This is a genomic window from Flavobacterium granuli (assembly GCF_031456055.1).
Classification (GTDB): Bacteria; Bacteroidota; Bacteroidia; order Flavobacteriales; family Flavobacteriaceae; genus Flavobacterium; species Flavobacterium granuli_A.
The window spans coordinates 198,689-215,736 of record NZ_JAVDTX010000004.1 but is presented as its reverse complement, the minus strand read 5'-3'; the positions used below and the strand labels follow the sequence as shown (position 1 = coordinate 215,736).

Below are 17,048 nucleotides of genomic sequence, written 5' to 3'. Positions count from 1 at the left end.
ATGAATGTATCTCTGATATTAATCATCCTTTTAGTTGGCGCATTTGCAACTTATTTAGCTGGTGACAAACTCGCTTCAAAAGTGGCATTGTTTTTCGGATTAGCGGCTGCAGGTTGCTCAATAGTTTTGTTAAATCATTTTAATTTAGGCGAAAACATAAGCTACATCAGCGAATGGATAACATTACCTAAAGTTTCATTTGCATTACAAGCGGATGGATTGTCGTTAGCCATGGTTTTATTGACAACTGCCTTGACTGCCATTATAATCTTATCTTCTTTTGGCAATGAATTCAAAAATTCAAAAGCGATTTATGCTCTAATATTGTTTATGTCGTTTGCAATGACAGGAACTTTCTTGGCAAGCGACGGACTATTATACTATATCTTTTGGGAATTATCATTGATTCCAATTTACTTTATCGCGTTGATTTGGGGTAATGGAGATGCTGAAGAACGTAAAAAAGCGGTAGTTAAATTCTTTATCTACACTCTTGCAGGATCTTTATTTATGCTTGTAGCATTTGTTTATATGTACCTTAAAGCGGGAAGCTTCCTAATCGAAGATTTATACAAATTAGACTTAACCGTAATTGAACAAAAATGGATTTTTACTGCTTTCTTCTTGGCGTATGCCATTAAGATTCCTTTAATTCCTTTTCATACTTGGCAGGCGAATGTTTACCAAAAAGCTCCAACTCTTGGAACTATGCTTTTATCTGGTATTATGCTAAAAATGGGATTGTACAGCCTTATCCGTTGGCAATTGCCTTTGACTCCTTTAGCAGCCAAAGACTATATGTTTATATTCATCGGTGTTGGTATTGCAGGAGTTATTTATGGTTCTATTGTTGCATTGAGACAAAAAGATTTGAAAAAACTGTTGGCTTATTCTTCCCTTGCCCACGTTGGATTAATAGCAGCCGGAACTTATACTTTAACCCTTGATGGTTTTAGAGGAGCCGTTTTACAAATGATTGCCCACGGTTTTGTGGTAGTTGGATTGTTCTTCGCAGCTGAAATCATTTTCAGAAGATACGAAACAAGACAAATATCTGAATTGGGTGGTATTCGTTACCAATCTCCAAAATTCACTTCTATGTTTTTAATTTTGGTATTAGCTTCAGTGGCTTTGCCAACAACTTTTAACTTTATTGGAGAATTTACAGTACTGTACAGTCTTTCTCAAATAAATATTTGGTTTGCAATTTTGGGTGGAACAACAATTATTTTGGGAGCTTATTATATGTTGAAAATGTTCCAACACGTAATGCTTGGAGAAACTAACACTAAAGTTTTTGCCGATATCACTTTCTCTGAAGGTTTAACACTGGTAATTATTATTGCAGTTTTATTTTTCTTTGGACTTTATCCAAAACCAATCAACGATTTGATAACACCAAGTCTAGAGGCTATTTTAAACACTATTAATAAATACAATTAAGTAAAAAGCATAATATAAATGACAACATTAATAGCTATAATAGGATTAGGTGTTTTGTGCCTTATATTAGAAATATTCGATTTTAGAAAAGCGATTATTCCAATAACAATTATTGGATTATTAGCAATTCTAGGGCTTACTGTTTCTGAATTTAATTCTCCTGCGACTTACTATAACAATATGATTACAGTAAGTAACTTTTCAGTTTCTTTCTCAAGTTTATTTATAGTTCTGACAATATTTTTGGTGGCATTGAGCCATAATTTCTATGATAATCATCAAAGTAAACTTTCTGATTATATCGCCATTAAAATATTCTTATTGTCTGGAGCTGTTGCCATGGTTTCTTTTGGAAATCTAGCTATGTTCTTTTTAGGGATAGAAATATTATCGATATCGCTTTATATTCTTGCTGCTAGCAATAGAATAAATGTAAAAAGTAACGAAGCAGGTATGAAATATTTCTTGATGGGTTCTTTTGCATCAGGGATTATTTTATTTGGAATCTGCATGATTTATGGAGCAATGGGGTCATTCGACATCATTGAAATTAGCGATATGTCTCAATCGGCAGAACTTCCAATTTGGTTCCCAATCGGAATTGTTTTAGTGACTATCGGAATGTTATTCAAAATCGCAGCAGTTCCATTCCATTTTTGGGCTCCTGACGTTTACGAAGGTTCTCCAACTTTGACAACAGCTTTGATGAGTACTTTGGCAAAAGTTGTAGCAATCGCGACACTTTATAAATTATTGTCAAGCATGCATGCTGATATTAATTATTCTTTCCAAATTGTAGTGGTAGTCGTTTCTATTGCATCTATGACTGTTGGTAATATCATGGCTTTGAGGCAGGTCAATGTAAAACGTATGCTTGCTTTTTCAGGAATTTCACATGCTGGATTTATGTTGATGACATTATTAAGTTTATCTACTTCAGCAGGAAGTTTATTGTATTACACATCTGCTTATGCATTGTCTGGTATTGCTGCTTTTAGTGTTATATTATACGTTTGCAAAAACAGAGAAAATGAAGATGTTGTAAACTTTCACGGTTTAGGAAAAACAAATCCTTTGTTGGCTGCTATTTTAACCGGATCATTACTTTCTATGGCCGGTATTCCAATATTTGCAGGTTTCTTTGCTAAATTGGTTTTGTTTAGCCAAACGATTCAAGCGGGTTATTTAGTGGTGGTTATATTTGCAGTTATCAACTCAATTATAAGCGTTGGTTACTACTTTAAATTGATTTTGGCAATGTATACCAAAGAACCAAACGAAGTCCGCAGTGGAAAGCCATTCTTGATTTATGCAGTTGCCGTTGTTGCAATTCTTTTAAATATCATTATAGGATTGTTCCCTTCGCTAGTTTTAGATCTATTAGCATAAGATTTTACAAAAAATATATTTTAGTCACTAATGAGAAATTGTTAGTGACTTTTTTTTCATAAAAAAAACCACCAATTGCAATAATTGATGGTTTTTTACCCTAATCTAATTCAACTCAAAACTTAACATTATATTATTGCTAGCTATGCATGTTAGCTATTATTTTGATATAATCCAGTTGACTATTATACCCTTTTTTCAATAGTATAAATCCTTTTATTCACCTGATACCAAAGCGACTCTAGATGAATCATAATTAATACTTGGCGTATTCATACTATTCATTAATTGTTTTACACTACTATTGAAAGGATCAATACTAACAACTTTTTGAAGATTTGTAAATACACTTTTTACAATTTGTTCCTTCTCAATTTTCAATACACCAAAAGCTTTTTTATCAGAATCAGAAGACCCTAAATATTCATTCATTTTGTTTCTTATTTTAATACTTTTCTCGACCAATAATGCTGAAAGATTCACATATGCTTCTGCATATTTAGGATTCATTTCAATAGCTTTTTTATAATAGTATTCCGCTCCATCATAATACTGTTCGTTTTGGCAATTAACGCCAAAGTTGGTCAGTAATTCAGCATTATTGGGATTGGATTCTATAATAACAGAAACAAGGTTGTCGTAATAATCATAATCCTTTGTTTCTAAATACAAATTGGCTTCAACCAAGGCCAATTGCAAATCTTGACTATCCAGATTTCTAGCCTGAGAAATTGCTTTCATTGCTTTTTCCTTATAGCCACTTTGCACATAAATCATTGCAATGCTTTTATATATTTCAGCTTTTTTGGTTTGAATTTCTTGTCTTGGTCTAAAATGAGTTCCGTTTTGAATTTGTGTATTTCTTTCTTTAATTGTTCCAAAGTATTCATCCTGCAATTTACTTTTGCTGTAAGCGATATAAACCTCAATATTTCCAGAATAATTAATTGCTTTTAATTCTTCATAACATTTTAATGCCATTTCATTTTCATTCGCTTTTTTATAACAAACTGCAGCATTATATAGCTGGAGAGTATCCTTTCTGTCTATTAAATAAGCTTGATAAAATTTATTGGAAGATTCTGGAAAATTTTCGACTTCCAAATTCTCATTGGCCCTATTTACAAGCTCTTCTTTAATTTTACTTAGTGATTCGATTGCCTCTGAAGTAAATTTATATTGGTTTGATTCTTTTTCAACATCTATCAAATCATTAAATGCAGTAACAGCTTGTGAAAGATTTTTGGAAGTATTAATGTTTTGGTTAGCTAAATCAACTAAAGCAGTTCCTTTTATATAATAGAAATGAATTCTATCCTCATCAGAAGCATTGCTAATCAAATATTCAACTGGAGACAAAATTGCAATTACTTGTTCCGAATTACCAGCTTTTAATTCCTTTTGCGCAGCTTTAATTTGATTTTTTTGAGCGTAAGTCAAAGGAATAAACAACAACAAACTAAAAAGGGTTTTAAAAATACTTTTCATAAATGGCAGTTTAAATTAATAAAAAAGGTAAATGTTGGGACATTATACTAATCCAAAAAAAGAGTCAAAATCTTCAAAATAAAAATAATTTCACCTTGACAAAATCATAATACTTTTTTGATATTTTCAAAGCTATAGATTAAAAAACTTCCCTTTACACGTATTTATACGTGAATTTACATTTCAAAAATCACAATAGAGTTACGCCAAATACAGAATACAGATTATTTAAAAAAAATAACCACACAACGTACTGCATATCAAATATAATCGCTAAATTACGATATGATTTAATTTGCAAATTATGGGCACGACTAAAAGACAAGATTTCGATCAAGAAACAAACGCAATCGCAGAAATTTGCAAAGCTTTGGGACACCCAACACGAATGCAAATAATGACACTATTATGGAACAAAAACAATAGGACCTGTGGCGAAATTGTCTCTCTAATCCCATTAGCACAATCAACTATATCAAAACATTTATTAGAATTAAAAAAAGCTGATTTATTAAATGTAAAGCATGTTGGAAAGAAAACCATTTATTCAATTGAAGTAGAAAAAATTCAAATTCTAAAAAAATATTTAACCCATTATTTGTCTAACAAATTACTTTCAAAAGAAGCAGAAATTCCGGTACTTCCGCCAACTCCCAAAATCAAGAAAAGAGACAAATTGTATTTAAAAGAGTTAAACTATAAATTTCCGGATAAAAAAAGGAAGACTGACCAAGGCAATATTGAGTAGTATTATAATAAAAACTTAAAAAACAAAAGTTCGAAATTCAATTTCTTTAATTTTGTACTTTAAAAATTATTTGGCACAGTCAAGAAATATATCACAATGAAAAATCTATTAAAAATACAAATCTGGTCGGATATAATGTGTCCGTTTTGCTATATAGGAAAAAGAAAAATTGAAGAAGCACTTTCGCAATTTAAAAATAAAGATTCTGTTACCATCGAATGGAAAAGTTTTCAGTTAGACCCAAGTTTCTTTGCAACTCCGAATGAAAGCATCATAGACCATCTGGCAGAAAAATATAGAAAAACCACCGATTGGGCACAAACCATGATCGAAAACATGACCGAAAATGCTAAAAGTTCCGGATTGGATTTTCATTTTGAGAAAGCAATCTTGGCCAATTCTTTAAATGCACATCGATTATTGCATTTGGCAAAAAAACACAATCTGTCTAACGAATTAAAAGAACTGCTTTTCAGAGCGTACCTGACCGAAGGTAAAGATGTCAATGACTGGAATACACTACAAGAAACTGGTCAAAAAGCAGGATTACATATTGACGAAATCAAACAGCTCGCAGATACTGATATTTTTACAAAAGAAGTTAGACAGGACCAGCAGCAAGCACAAAATCTTGGAGTTACAGGAGTTCCATTCTTTGTATTCGATAATAAATACGCAGTATCTGGAGCGCAACCTACCGATGTCTTTTTGAAAACTCTTGAGAAAACATGGGAAGAAGGCAACTTTAACACTTCACTACAATTACAAAATCCTTCCGATGCCAATAGCTGCGGAATTGACGGTTGTGAATAAAACTAAAAACATGAACGAAATAACAAAGACCCTTCGATGGGGAATAATTGGCTGTGGCAATGTAACAGAGCTTAAAAGTGGTCCAGCCTACCAAAAAACAGCAGGTTTCACTATTGAAGCGGTAATGCGCAGAGATCCACAAAAAGTGGCAGATTACGCAAAAAGGCATAGTATTCCTAAATATTATACAGATGCCGATACCTTAATAAATGACCCCGAAATTGATGCTGTATATATTGCAACACCGCCAGACACACATAAATATTACGGATTAAAAGTAGCCGAGGCAGGAAAACCATGTTGTATTGAAAAACCATTGGCTCCAAACTATCAAGATTGCTTAGCGATTGCAGAAGCTTTTGAAACAAAAAACATCCCCGTATTTGTTGCTTATTACAGACGAACCCTCCCAAGATTTGAACAAATAAAAAAATGGATTGATTCAAAAGCCATTGGTGACGTTAGACATATAAGATGGCACTTGAGCAAGCCTACAAGCGATCAAGATCGTTCAGGCGAATACAATTGGAGAACCGATATAAAAATCGCAACAGGAGGCTATTTTGACGATTTGGCCAGTCATGGACTGGACTTGTTCATTCATTACCTCGGTCCAATAAAAGAAGTTTCCGGAGTTAGCTTAAATCAGCAAGGATTATACTCTTCAAAAGATGCTTGTGCCGCACACTGGATACATGAATCTGGTGTAACAGGAAGCGGAAGTTGGAATTTTGGTTCTTTCGAACGCGAAGATATTGTTGAGATTTACGGCAGTAAAGGAAAAATCAAGTTCTCTGTATTTGAAAATGATCCTTTAATCCTAAGAAATGCTACAGGAGAATCTGCCCATAACATAACTCATCCTGAAAATATTCAGCTACACCATGTGGAGCAAATGCGGGAACATTTGCTTGGAAACTCCAAACATCCTTCAAATGCATTTACAGCGGCTCACACTAGCTGGGTGATGGATCAGATTATTGGGAACCCACTTTAGAATAATCATAGTAAAAAAAACGGAGATACTGATTTGTTAGCATCTCCGTTTTCTTTTACCAGTTTATTTTTAGTTTCTGACCTTTCTTAACAGTTATAATTTGTTTCTTATCTCCGTTAATGAGTTCCGTCTTCCCTCCATTTTTAGAAAAGACCGAAACCGTTTTAAGCTTTTTGCCCTCCCATTCCATCGAAATTTCAAAACCACCTCTGGCACAGATTCCTTTTACAGATCCACTTTCCCAAGCATCGGGTAAAGCAGGCAATAAACGGATTTCATTTTCATTGGATTGTACTAACATTTCGGCAACTGCTGCCGCTCCACCAAAATTTCCGTCTATTTGAAACGGTGGGTGCGCATCGAATAAATTTGGGTACGTCCCTCCTCCTCTTCTTGGCTTCTCAGTTTTCTTTCCATCAGGATCTACGTATCGAAGTAGTTCACGGAACATTTTATAGGCACGATTTCCGTCCCAAAGTCTTGCCCAAAGATTGATTCGCCAACCTTTTGACCAGCCAGTCGTTTCATCGCCTTTTATTTCCAGTGTTTTTTTGGCAGCGTTTGCTAATTCCGGCGTTTTCAATGGGGTAATATGGTCGCCTGGAAAAAGTCCAAACAATTGCGACTGATGACGGTGTCTTGGATCTTTATCATCCCAATCAAAATACCATTCCTGCAAATTACCTTTTTTTCCAATTTGGTAAGGATATAATTTAACTAAAGCCTCTTCTAGTTTTCCTCTAAAATCGGTATCAATATCTAAAACTTTTGAAGCTTTTATTGTTTTATCAAAACATTCTCTAATCATAGCTAAATCGGCAGTTCCACCATACATTGTGGCGCCGACAAAACCATCGGGTGCTAAGTATTGATTTTCGGGTGAAGTAGATGGTGAAGTGATTAGATTTCCGTTTTTATCAACTACCAACCAATCCAAACAGAATTCAGCTGCTCCTTTCATTAATGGATAGCCTTCATTTTTTAAGTAGTTTTTATCACCTGTAAAAACATAATGTTCCCAAATGTGTGTACTTAGCCAAGCGCCAGCAATTGGCCAACAAGCCCACATTGGGTCTTCCTTGCCAAATTGTCCAACTGGATTAGTCATTGCCCAAATATCTGAATTGTGTGCTGCTGCCCAACCTTTATCAACTCCATAAAAAGTCTTCGCCGTTACTTTACCCGTTACTGAAAGATTTTTAATAAAACTCAAAAGTGGCAAATGCATTTCGGAAAGATTGGTGTTTTCGGCCAGCCAATAATTCTCTTCCAGATTGATATTCATTGTGTAATTACTGCTCCAAGGCGCATGCAAATGCGGATTCCAAAGTCCTTGGAGATTGGCTGGAACCCCAAGAGTTCTAGAACTGCTGATCAACAAATAACGACCGTATTGAAAATACAGAATTTCTAGATTTTTATCTTCGTTACCGTCAGCATATCGCAATAAGCGTTCGTCTGTAGGCAAATCAGGAGCTGTAGTTTTTCCTAGATTTAAACTTACTCTGTTGTAGAATTTTTGATAATCGGCAATGTGTGATTGTTTTAATTTATCGAATGATTTTGCAAAAGCTTTGTCCAAATTGGTTGATGCTGTCACTTTATCATTGACTCCTTCGGTAGCAGGATTTTTGTCGAAACCATTAAAGCTGGTTGCAACGGACACGTAAATCAAGGCTTCGGTTCCGTCTTTTAAACCCAAACTATTGGCGGAACTTACAATTACCCCATCAGTGTTTTTAATTTTTATCAAATTAGTAAATCGTGTTCCTCTTTCTTTTTGCGCAAGAAAAAGAAGCGGAACTGAATATCCTGCGTTTTCATGAATCGGTGCAAAACCTGTCATTGTAAGCTGATTATTTTTTACTTCAGAATTTGAAGTTAGCAGACTACTTGAATGGATATCAAAATTCAAAGTTCCTTTTTTGCTACTGGTCAATTTGATAACCATAATTTGGTCTGGAGCCGAAACAAAATATTCACGGGTATATTTTACACCTTCAATTTCATAACTGACTTTAGAAATTGCATTCGAAATATCCAATTCCCTGTGATAATTGGAAGCTTTTCCTGTGTGGAAATTATTAATTTCCATCGTTCCTAGTGGCTGATAAGACTCGGAATTCTTGCCTTGAACTTTTTTATTCAATTCTTCAGCCAGTTTATAGCTTTCGTTTTTTAACGCTTCGCGAATTGCTGGTATATTTTTATAAGCTTCCGGACTCATATTTGCATTTACCGGTTCTCCAGACCAAAGCGTAATATCATTCAGATAAATTTTATCTGATTCTACACCGCCAAAAACTGTTGCACCCATTTTTCCGTTTCCTAAAACTAGGCTCTCTTCAAAAAATTCTGCGGGTTGTTTGTACCAAAGAACATTGGTGGATTGCGCTACTGCTTCCTTGCAAAAGAGGGAAAAGATGAAAACTAAAAGTAGCTTGTGAAAAGAATTTGACTGCATAATTATATGTTTTTAATTTACTTTGTTTTTAACGCAAACCTTTACGCAATCTTGGTTTGCGTGAGGGATAAAAGCAAGTTACCGAAGTAACGCGGATAGCCCGACCGCATTTACAAAAGGCGCGCAATAAGCGGCTTGATGAATAGCGCCTTTTATAAATGTGGTCACGCCCAACAATTACTTGCTGACACTATATTTCTCATTAGCAGTAATCATTTCCCAATTATCGGTTCTAAAAGGGGATGCCGGGAAATTTTCTTTATTGAAAAGATTGATTTCTGTATCGTCATCTGCCCAACCGTAATGAACAGCAACTGGATTTGCTACGCTTTCGCTGGAAACGATTACTTTGTTGTCTTTAATGATTGCTTTGGCAGGATAAAAAACTTTATCAGCTCCTGCAACTTCAAAACCTTTTAGATTTCCAGTTGTATCAGTTGTCGACAATCCGCTACCAATGGATGCAAAGCTTACTGTAATTTGATTTCCTTTAATTTCCATTGCTTTGTACATTGGACCACTGTTAACTTGTTTTTTTCCATAAACATCATTTAAGGCGATAGCCGCTAAACGTTTTGCAACATCTTGCTTGTTTGTTGGGTGAATGTCTTTTGCATTTCCAATATCAGTTGTTACTGCCATTCCTGTTTTTGGCACTTTCAATGTTTCGGTTTGTGCTTCACGAAGTTCTGCCCAACGACTGCCTTTTTTACTGTTTCCGCCAAACTCATCAAAGGTTGACAACTGCACAAAATAGAAAGGAAAATTGCCTTGATTCCATTTGGTTCTCCAATCGGTAATCATTAAAGGAAATGCTTTCTTATATTGATTGGCTCTCCAAACATTGGCTTCGCCCTGATACCACAAAACACCTTCAAAAGCATACGGAATTAACGGGTTTACCATCGCATTATACAATAACGAAGGATAACTGTTTGGCGAAACGGAAATTTTAACATTTACCACATTAAATTTCCAAAGTCCGTCAAGGGTTACAACGGCATCTTTGAAATCAATTTTCAAATCGGCTGGATCACCATAAATACCTCCACCTCCACTATAATCCGTAATTTTAACGGCAATTACATTTGATCCTTCTTTTAAAACACCAGCAGGAATTTTATAAACTCTTTTTGAATCCCAAATATTGTTGGTTCCAACTTGAACTCCATTAACATAGGTCTGGTCTTCATCATCAACTTTGGACAAATACAAAACGGCTTCTTTTTTAACTTGCTCTGCAGATAAAACAATAGTTTTTCGCATCCAAACTACGCCGTCAATATTTCCAATCTGCTGGTTTTCCCAAAGTGAAGGCACTTTTATTTCTGGCCAGTTGGCATCTTTAAAATCTGGATTTTTAAATTGATCTTGATTGGCATCAGTTACTTCAAAACCTTGAATTTTTTTGATATTGTCTAAAAGTGATTTTTTGTATGTTTCAAAAATTGCATCCATATCTACCGAAGGAACACCGGCTATCATATCTTTGAATTCATCACTTTTTTGAAAAGCTTCACGGCTTGTCCAAGTTTCTACATTGGTTCCGCCCCATGAGGTATTGATAATTCCGATTGGGATTTTTAATTCGGCATATAATTTTTTAGCAAAATAAAAACCAATAGCGGTAAAATTGCCAACAGTTTCTTTGCTGCTCACTTCCCATTTTCCAGCTTTTAAATCTTCTTTTGGAGTACCACTTAAATCTTGAGCTACTCCAAAATGACGAATCATAGGATAATTTGAATCGTTGATTTCGGTTTGAGCATTCATGGTTTTATACACCTGAAATTCCATATTGGATTGTCCCGAACAAATCCAGACTTCGCCAACCAAAACATCTTTGATGACAATTTTGTTTTTTCCTGTAATGGTTAATTCAAAAGGGCCACCCGCTTTTTCGGCGTTTAAGCCAATCGTCCACTTACCATCTTTATCGGCTTGAACAGTTTTTATTTGCTTATTAAAGCGAACTTCAATTTTTTCATTAGCGTCAGCCCAACCCCAAACTGGAATTGTTTTGTTGCGCTGCAACACCATTCCGTCAGAAAACAGCAAAGGCATTCGGACATTGGCATTTGCCAACATTCCTAACATCAAAAAAAGAAATACAATACTTTTATTCATTTTTTTTATTTTTTTATTTTTAAAAGACTCTATGATTCTAAATCTTAACAAAACTTAGAATCATAGAGTCTCAACAACTTAGTAACTCTGAAGTTACTTCAATCCATCTTGCAAAGCAGTCAAAGCTTGAGTATCAAATACTGTATTATCGCTTCTTTTAAAGATTCCAAAACCTTTATCATCCAAACTTCCTTCATCCCAATAAAAAGGTAATAATCCATTAGCTTTAGCTTGTTTTACAACTGTTTTCAAATAATAAGCTCTTGAAGTCAGATGTAAAGTTAGAGCATCATCTTTTAAAGTAGTACGACGAATTGCGCCAAACTCTCCTAACACAACCGGAATTCCTTTATCTACAAATTGAGTTTTCATTAATTTGAAGTTTTTCTCCAAATCAGCTTCTTCACCCCAAGTTGCATTCCGTTCCTTATCACTTGTTGAATGATAATCAGCTCCCCAATAATAGAACATTTTCCCCCAGGTTTCATCTTTAGTTAGACCCGCAAAATTCCATGGTGTGTAATAATGTACCTCAACCATCATACGGTTAACAACATTATCAGTAGGCAAAGTCAACATCAATTTATTTGTTTTTTCAATATCTGTTGCTGGACCCTGAACAATTAATGTACGATTCGCATTTTTTCCTCCTGTAGCACGAACCGCATCGATAAACGTTTGGTGATAGGATGTTAAAACTGTCATCTGAGTTGCATTGTCAACATTCGGTTCATTGGCACTTGCAAAAAGCAAATGTTCATCAAAACCTCGTAAATGAGTAGCGATTTGTTCCCAAAAGGCTTTTTGTTTGGCATTGTTTTCTTTTTTCTTAGCATCAGTCACATTATTCTCTAGCCATCCACCGTCCCAATGAATATTAACGATAACATACATATCGTTGTCAACACAATACTGAACCACTTCTTTTACTCTATTGAGCCATTCCGTTTTGATTTGTCCCGTAGTTGAACTCACTTGATTTTGATCCCAAGAACAAGGAATTCTAATAGCATTAAATCCATTTGTTTTAACCAAATCAATCAATGATTTGGTCACTTTTGGATTTCCCCAAGCGATTTCCCCGCCTGTAGCTTCAAGTGTATTTCCAATATTCCAACCCAATTTTATTTTGGCTGCAAGCTCTACTGCATTACTCGTCATTCCTGTTGCATCAGCTGGCAGTGGATTTGTATTATAACTTGGATAAAGACTCACAATTGGAGTAACCCCAACTTGTGAAACCGAAATTTGAACGGATGCAACTTGGTTTGTACTAACTGTAATTACAGCAGTTCTTGTTGCAGCAGTCGTATTCTCTGAAGCTGTTATATTTAATGTCGTTGTCCCTGTTCCGCCTGAAAGCTGACTCAACTGAATCCAACTAGCATCCGAGGTGGTTACCGTCCAAGCAGTTGCATTTGTGGTGACTTTTACAGCTACTGCGTTCCCTTTTGTCTGAAAATCAATTTTACTAGCATCTGCTGAAATCGTAATTGTTTCTGGTTTTTTATCCGTTCCTGAATCGGGACTACAAGCCCAAAGCCCTAAAAAAGTAAAACATAAAAAGACGCTAAATAGTCGATTGATTACTATTTTTTTCATTTTCGCAAATTTTGGTTTTATGGTTAGTTATTTAATCCAGAATCCACACTGAAAGTCTTGTGCAGATTCTGGGTTTAAATTATAAGGAATGCGAATGCTATTTAATGATTACGTTTACTTCTTTTTTAATATCACGAGAAGAACTTCCTAATTTCAAAGTGTAATTTCCAGTTTCAACTACCCAGCTTTTGGTGTCTATGTTGTAATATGCTAATTCTTTTACAGGAACTTTAATCGTTACTGTTTCAGAACCTCCAGCTTTAACTAATACTTTTTGGAATCCTTTCAATTCTTGGGCAGCACGGGTAATTTTGGAATCTGATTTAGAAGAATACAATTGAACAACTTCTTTACCATCAACTTTTCCAGTGTTTTTAACCGTTACAGTAACTGAAATCGTTTCACTATTTGCATATTCTTTTTTATCTGCTTTAGCATTGTCGAAAGCAAAAGTGGTGTATGACAATCCGTATCCAAAAGGGTAAAGTGGTTCAATTTTTTTGGCATCAAACCATCTGTAACCTACCAATATTCCCTCTTTATATTCAACTGTTTTATCTCCAGGAAAACTATTTGTAGCATGTGCAGGCGAATCCATAATAGTTTTAGGCATTGTCCAAGGCAATTTTCCAGATGGATTTACTTTTCCCAACAATACATCAGCCAAAGCATTACCTCCTTCAGATCCATTGAACCAGCTCCAAACTAAGGCATTTGTTTTTTTGCTTACATCATCAATTTCAAAAGGCGCTCCAGCGATTAATATCACTATCGTTCTTGGATTCACTTCCAACACTTTTTGAATCAATTCTTCTTGTCCGAATGGCAATTTTAAGTCTCTACGATCTGAAGCTTCTGTTTCATAATCACGATTTGAACCTGCAAAAACAATCGCAACATCCGAGTTTTTAGCGGCTTCTATTGCTTCCTGCAATTTGGCTGGATCCAATTGATCAATAGTAACTGGTCCGTTAGAAGTTATATTTCCTAAGTTCCCTTTATTTTTTTCTTCATAACGCTCTAAATATCCTTCAGCATAATTGATTTTGATGGAGCTTGGTAATCTGTTTTTTAACCCATCCAAAGGAGTAACCTCTCTTTTAGTTTTTACACCAGCACCAAATCCGCCCAAAGCATTTTTCTTAGTCGCATTATTTCCAATAACAGCAATTGATTTTACGCCATCTAGTTTTAGAGGCAATGCGTTATTTTCATTTTTCAAAAGCACTATCGCTTCTGAGGCAATTTTGTAGGCATCTTGATAATGTGCTTCGGTAGCAATACTTCCTGTTGCACGTGTTTTACCGCCCATTGCTTTCACTTGGTATAAAGTATGCAGAATTCTTCTCACATGCTTATCAATTTCTTTTTCAGAAATTTCTCCATTTTTGGCAGCAGCAATTAATTTATCCGCTAAGAAAAATTCATTGAACTTTTTTGGAGTTCCCATTTCGATATCCAATCCGCTCTCTAAAGATTTTACAGTAGAATGAACTGCAGCCCAATCCGACACAACAATACCTTTAAAATTCCATTCGTCTCGTAAAATTTTATTTAGCATAAAATCATTCTCACATAAGTATTCCCCTCTGAATTTATTGTAAGCTCCCATGATACTATACGCTTTTGCCTCTCTAACAGATGCTTCAAAAGCAGGTAAATAAATTTCACGAAGGGTACGCTCATCAATTTGAACATCAACAAAATCACGATTCGTTTCTTGATTATTGGCAGCAAAATGTTTTACGCAAGCCATAACATCATTATCCTGCAAACCAACAATTAAAGGCACAGCAATTTTTTTGTTCAAAAAAGGATCTTCACTCATGTATTCATAAGTTCTCCCTCCAAGTGGAGTTCTCACAATATTAATAGCTGGCGAAAGCAACATGTCTTTATCTCTGGCACGCATTTCTTGTCCTAAACTATTTCCAAAAGTATAGCCCATTTCTGCATTCCATGTAGCCGATAATGCTCCACCCGCAGGATAGTAAGTAGCAAAATCATTTGTTAACCCCGCTGGAGACCAATTATCACGAGAAATTTCTTCACGAACTCCAAGTGGTCCATCTGCCATTTTTAATTCTGGAATACCTAAACGTTTTACACCTCCAGATGTAAACATACTGTTACCATGCAACATTCCAATTTTCTCATCAAGAGTCATTTGAGCTATTAATTTCTCAATAGCAGCATCGTTCTCATTTGTAATCTCTTTACCAACATAAGTGTTTTGTTGTTTATTAGATTTTGCTGCTTGTGCATTGCCATCAGCAAATGCAAGGATAGACACAGCCATTGCAACGTATTTGATTGTATTTTTCATTATTTTCGGAATTATTATAATTATTATCGATCGAAATATTAAAACCTATTGTTTTACAAAACTGAAAAAGACAACATCATTCTCATTTATCTTGTAACTTCTACTGTACTTTCCTGTAGCATCGATGTTTACTTTCTCAGTTGCAATTGGTAAGCCATTGTTATTTTTCTTAAGAGCATTTACTTGTTGAAGACTAAGCTGATTCGGTTTATTCATTCCTAAATAATCGGTGTAAGCATCATTTACTTTATAGCCCACTTTGTAAATCTCCAAATTGTATTTTCCTTTCTGCAAACCTTCTACTTCAATTTTTACCTCCCCTTTTGATTTAGACGGCAAATCTTTTATATAGTATGCTTGATTATTAACATCTTTTTCAGGCAGTGTATATGTGAAATTCCAAAATAACAACTGAACATCTCCCTTAGCATTTTTAGTTGCCCAAGATGAAGTATCAGTGTTCTTAAGTTCGGTTTCTCCTAATTTATTCATTAGGGCATAAGAGAAATAGGCTGGCTTTTTAATTCCTTGCGTATTCAACAATCCGAAACCACCGTGAAAAGGCGTAAATCTAGGTCCCGGTTCTTCGAAAATATCTGTGAAAACCCAATATGACATTGAGTTTGGAGCATTTCCTACCTGCTTTAATTTTTGAAGAATATAAGCAGCCGAATGATAACTGTCATGAATTGGATCTGCAGGAGTGTAAGATGAACTCCACTCTGTATAATGCAATTCTAAATTTGGTTTAACTGAAGCTGAGATTTGTTTTCTAGAATTGAGAACATCCCCGCTAATACTTGAATCGTCTTTACTTAAAACCGTCCCTGTAGAACCATATTCATCTAAATATCCTTGATTAACACCGTAAGTATGTGTCGAAATAAAGTCTATTGGCACATTGTTTTTAGCACAAAAATCAATTGTTTCTGGAACCCAAGCAGCACCTGCAGTAGCAGGACCACCAACTTTATAAGCTGGATTTACACTTTTGACCGCTTTTGCAGCAAATTCATATAATTTAAAATATTCGGCTTGTGTACCAGTCCAAAACCCAGGCGTCAGGTTGGGTTCATTCCAAACTTCAAAATACCAGGTTTTTACTTCTTCTGCTCCATAACGCTCTGTAAAATGCTGCGTTAAATTTTTAATTAAATCTCCCCATTTATTATAGTCTTTTGGAGGGGTTACATTTCCTTTCCACCAAAAAATAGTTTGACTGCCACTCGCTAATGCTGATGGCATAAAACCTAACTCCACAAAAGGTTTCATCTTGATACTTATAAGAAAATCGAACAAAGCATCAATATACTGGTAATTATATTCAGGATTTCCTTTATTGTCCTCACGGTAAACCGCCATATCATCGGTCAATAAACCATGCATACGGATGTATTTGAAATCACATTCCTTTTTGGCCATTGCCAATTGTTGCTGCCAATCGGCACGTAATCCTTCATTAGCACGTCCAGCACCAATACATTCTTTGAACATGGTGTTCATTTTTCCAGTCGTTTTAGTAAAATCTACTTTTATAATTCTAGTATCAGATTTTACCGTGTTCGAATTTTGTCCAAACAAATTGACATTGTTTAGAATAATTAAAATAAAAACTATTGCTAAGTTATTTTTCATTAGAAAATTATATTTA

The 17,048-nt window shown here is 35.0% G+C and carries 11 protein-coding genes; 5 read left to right on the top strand and 6 right to left on the bottom strand.

The window, feature by feature from the left end:
- Together J2W95_RS09860 and J2W95_RS09855 are read left to right on the top strand one after the other, a co-directional pair.
- The gene (locus J2W95_RS09860) at positions 1-1,443 is read left to right on the top strand and encodes a complex I subunit 4 family protein (RefSeq protein ID WP_310006452.1); all 1,443 of its coding nucleotides are present in this window, start codon (positions 1-3) and stop codon (positions 1,441-1,443) included.
- 18 nt (positions 1,444-1,461) lie between these two features.
- Positions 1,462-2,832 carry an NADH-quinone oxidoreductase subunit N gene (locus J2W95_RS09855; RefSeq protein WP_310006451.1) on the top strand — a complete coding sequence of 457 codons (1,371 nt, stop codon included), beginning with the start codon at positions 1,462-1,464 and terminating at the stop codon, positions 2,830-2,832.
- Between the two features lie 216 nt (positions 2,833-3,048).
- Here J2W95_RS09855 and J2W95_RS09850 read toward each other — a convergent pair whose 3' ends face one another.
- Complete coding sequence (locus J2W95_RS09850) at positions 3,049-4,320, bottom strand: tetratricopeptide repeat protein (RefSeq protein ID WP_310006449.1); 1,272 nt, start codon at positions 4,318-4,320, stop codon at positions 3,049-3,051.
- Between the two features lie 304 nt (positions 4,321-4,624).
- Here J2W95_RS09850 and J2W95_RS09845 point away from each other — a divergent pair, with 304 nt between their 5' ends.
- From J2W95_RS09845 to J2W95_RS09835, 3 genes are all read left to right on the top strand, one after another.
- On the top strand, positions 4,625-5,068 hold the full coding sequence (locus tag J2W95_RS09845; protein ID WP_310006446.1) for an ArsR/SmtB family transcription factor: 444 nt from the start codon (positions 4,625-4,627) through the stop codon (positions 5,066-5,068).
- 96 nt (positions 5,069-5,164) lie between these two features.
- The gene (locus tag J2W95_RS09840; protein WP_310006444.1) at positions 5,165-5,881 is read left to right on the top strand and encodes a DsbA family oxidoreductase; all 717 of its coding nucleotides are present in this window, start codon (positions 5,165-5,167) and stop codon (positions 5,879-5,881) included.
- 10 nt (positions 5,882-5,891) lie between these two features.
- Positions 5,892-6,878: a Gfo/Idh/MocA family protein gene (locus tag J2W95_RS09835; protein WP_310006442.1), complete on the top strand. Its 987-nt coding sequence runs from the start codon at positions 5,892-5,894 to the stop codon at positions 6,876-6,878.
- 55 nt (positions 6,879-6,933) lie between these two features.
- Here the strand turns inward: J2W95_RS09835 and J2W95_RS09830 are convergent, their stop codons facing one another.
- The 5 genes from J2W95_RS09830 to J2W95_RS09810 form a co-directional block, all read right to left on the bottom strand.
- Complete coding sequence (locus tag J2W95_RS09830; protein ID WP_310006440.1) at positions 6,934-9,342, bottom strand: glycoside hydrolase family 95 protein; 2,409 nt, start codon at positions 9,340-9,342, stop codon at positions 6,934-6,936.
- Between the two features lie 177 nt (positions 9,343-9,519).
- Positions 9,520-11,469, bottom strand: coding sequence for a sialate O-acetylesterase (locus tag J2W95_RS09825; protein WP_310006437.1), 1,950 nt, complete (start codon positions 11,467-11,469; stop codon positions 9,520-9,522).
- A gap of 93 nt (positions 11,470-11,562) precedes the next feature.
- Positions 11,563-13,071, bottom strand: coding sequence for a cellulase family glycosylhydrolase (locus J2W95_RS09820; RefSeq protein WP_310006435.1), 1,509 nt, complete (start codon positions 13,069-13,071; stop codon positions 11,563-11,565).
- Between the two features lie 97 nt (positions 13,072-13,168).
- Positions 13,169-15,397, bottom strand: coding sequence for a glycoside hydrolase family 3 C-terminal domain-containing protein (locus tag J2W95_RS09815; protein WP_310006434.1), 2,229 nt, complete (start codon positions 15,395-15,397; stop codon positions 13,169-13,171).
- Between the two features lie 45 nt (positions 15,398-15,442).
- Positions 15,443-17,032, bottom strand: a complete 1,590-nt coding sequence (locus tag J2W95_RS09810) for a GH39 family glycosyl hydrolase (protein ID WP_310006432.1) — start codon at positions 17,030-17,032, stop codon at positions 15,443-15,445.
- Between the last annotated feature and the right edge of the window lie 16 nt (positions 17,033-17,048).

Excerpts from the sequence above, each read along its gene's own strand:
- J2W95_RS09860 (WP_310006452.1), top strand. The coding sequence starts at position 1 with ATGAATGTATCTCTGATATTAATCATCCTTTTAGTTGGCGCATTTGCA.
- J2W95_RS09825 (WP_310006437.1), bottom strand. The coding sequence starts at position 11,469 with ATGAATAAAAGTATTGTATTTCTTTTTTTGATGTTAGGAATGTTGGCA.
- J2W95_RS09820 (WP_310006435.1), bottom strand. The coding sequence starts at position 13,071 with ATGAAAAAAATAGTAATCAATCGACTATTTAGCGTCTTTTTATGTTTT.
- J2W95_RS09815 (WP_310006434.1), bottom strand. The coding sequence starts at position 15,397 with ATGAAAAATACAATCAAATACGTTGCAATGGCTGTGTCTATCCTTGCA.
- J2W95_RS09810 (WP_310006432.1), bottom strand. The coding sequence starts at position 17,032 with ATGAAAAATAACTTAGCAATAGTTTTTATTTTAATTATTCTAAACAAT.
- J2W95_RS09835 (WP_310006442.1), top strand. The coding sequence starts at position 5,892 with ATGAACGAAATAACAAAGACCCTTCGATGGGGAATAATTGGCTGTGGC.
- J2W95_RS09830 (WP_310006440.1), bottom strand. The coding sequence starts at position 9,342 with ATGCAGTCAAATTCTTTTCACAAGCTACTTTTAGTTTTCATCTTTTCC.
- J2W95_RS09840 (WP_310006444.1), top strand. The coding sequence starts at position 5,165 with ATGAAAAATCTATTAAAAATACAAATCTGGTCGGATATAATGTGTCCG.
- J2W95_RS09850 (WP_310006449.1), bottom strand. The coding sequence starts at position 4,320 with ATGAAAAGTATTTTTAAAACCCTTTTTAGTTTGTTGTTGTTTATTCCT.
- J2W95_RS09845 (WP_310006446.1), top strand. The coding sequence starts at position 4,625 with ATGGGCACGACTAAAAGACAAGATTTCGATCAAGAAACAAACGCAATC.
- J2W95_RS09855 (WP_310006451.1), top strand. The coding sequence starts at position 1,462 with ATGACAACATTAATAGCTATAATAGGATTAGGTGTTTTGTGCCTTATA.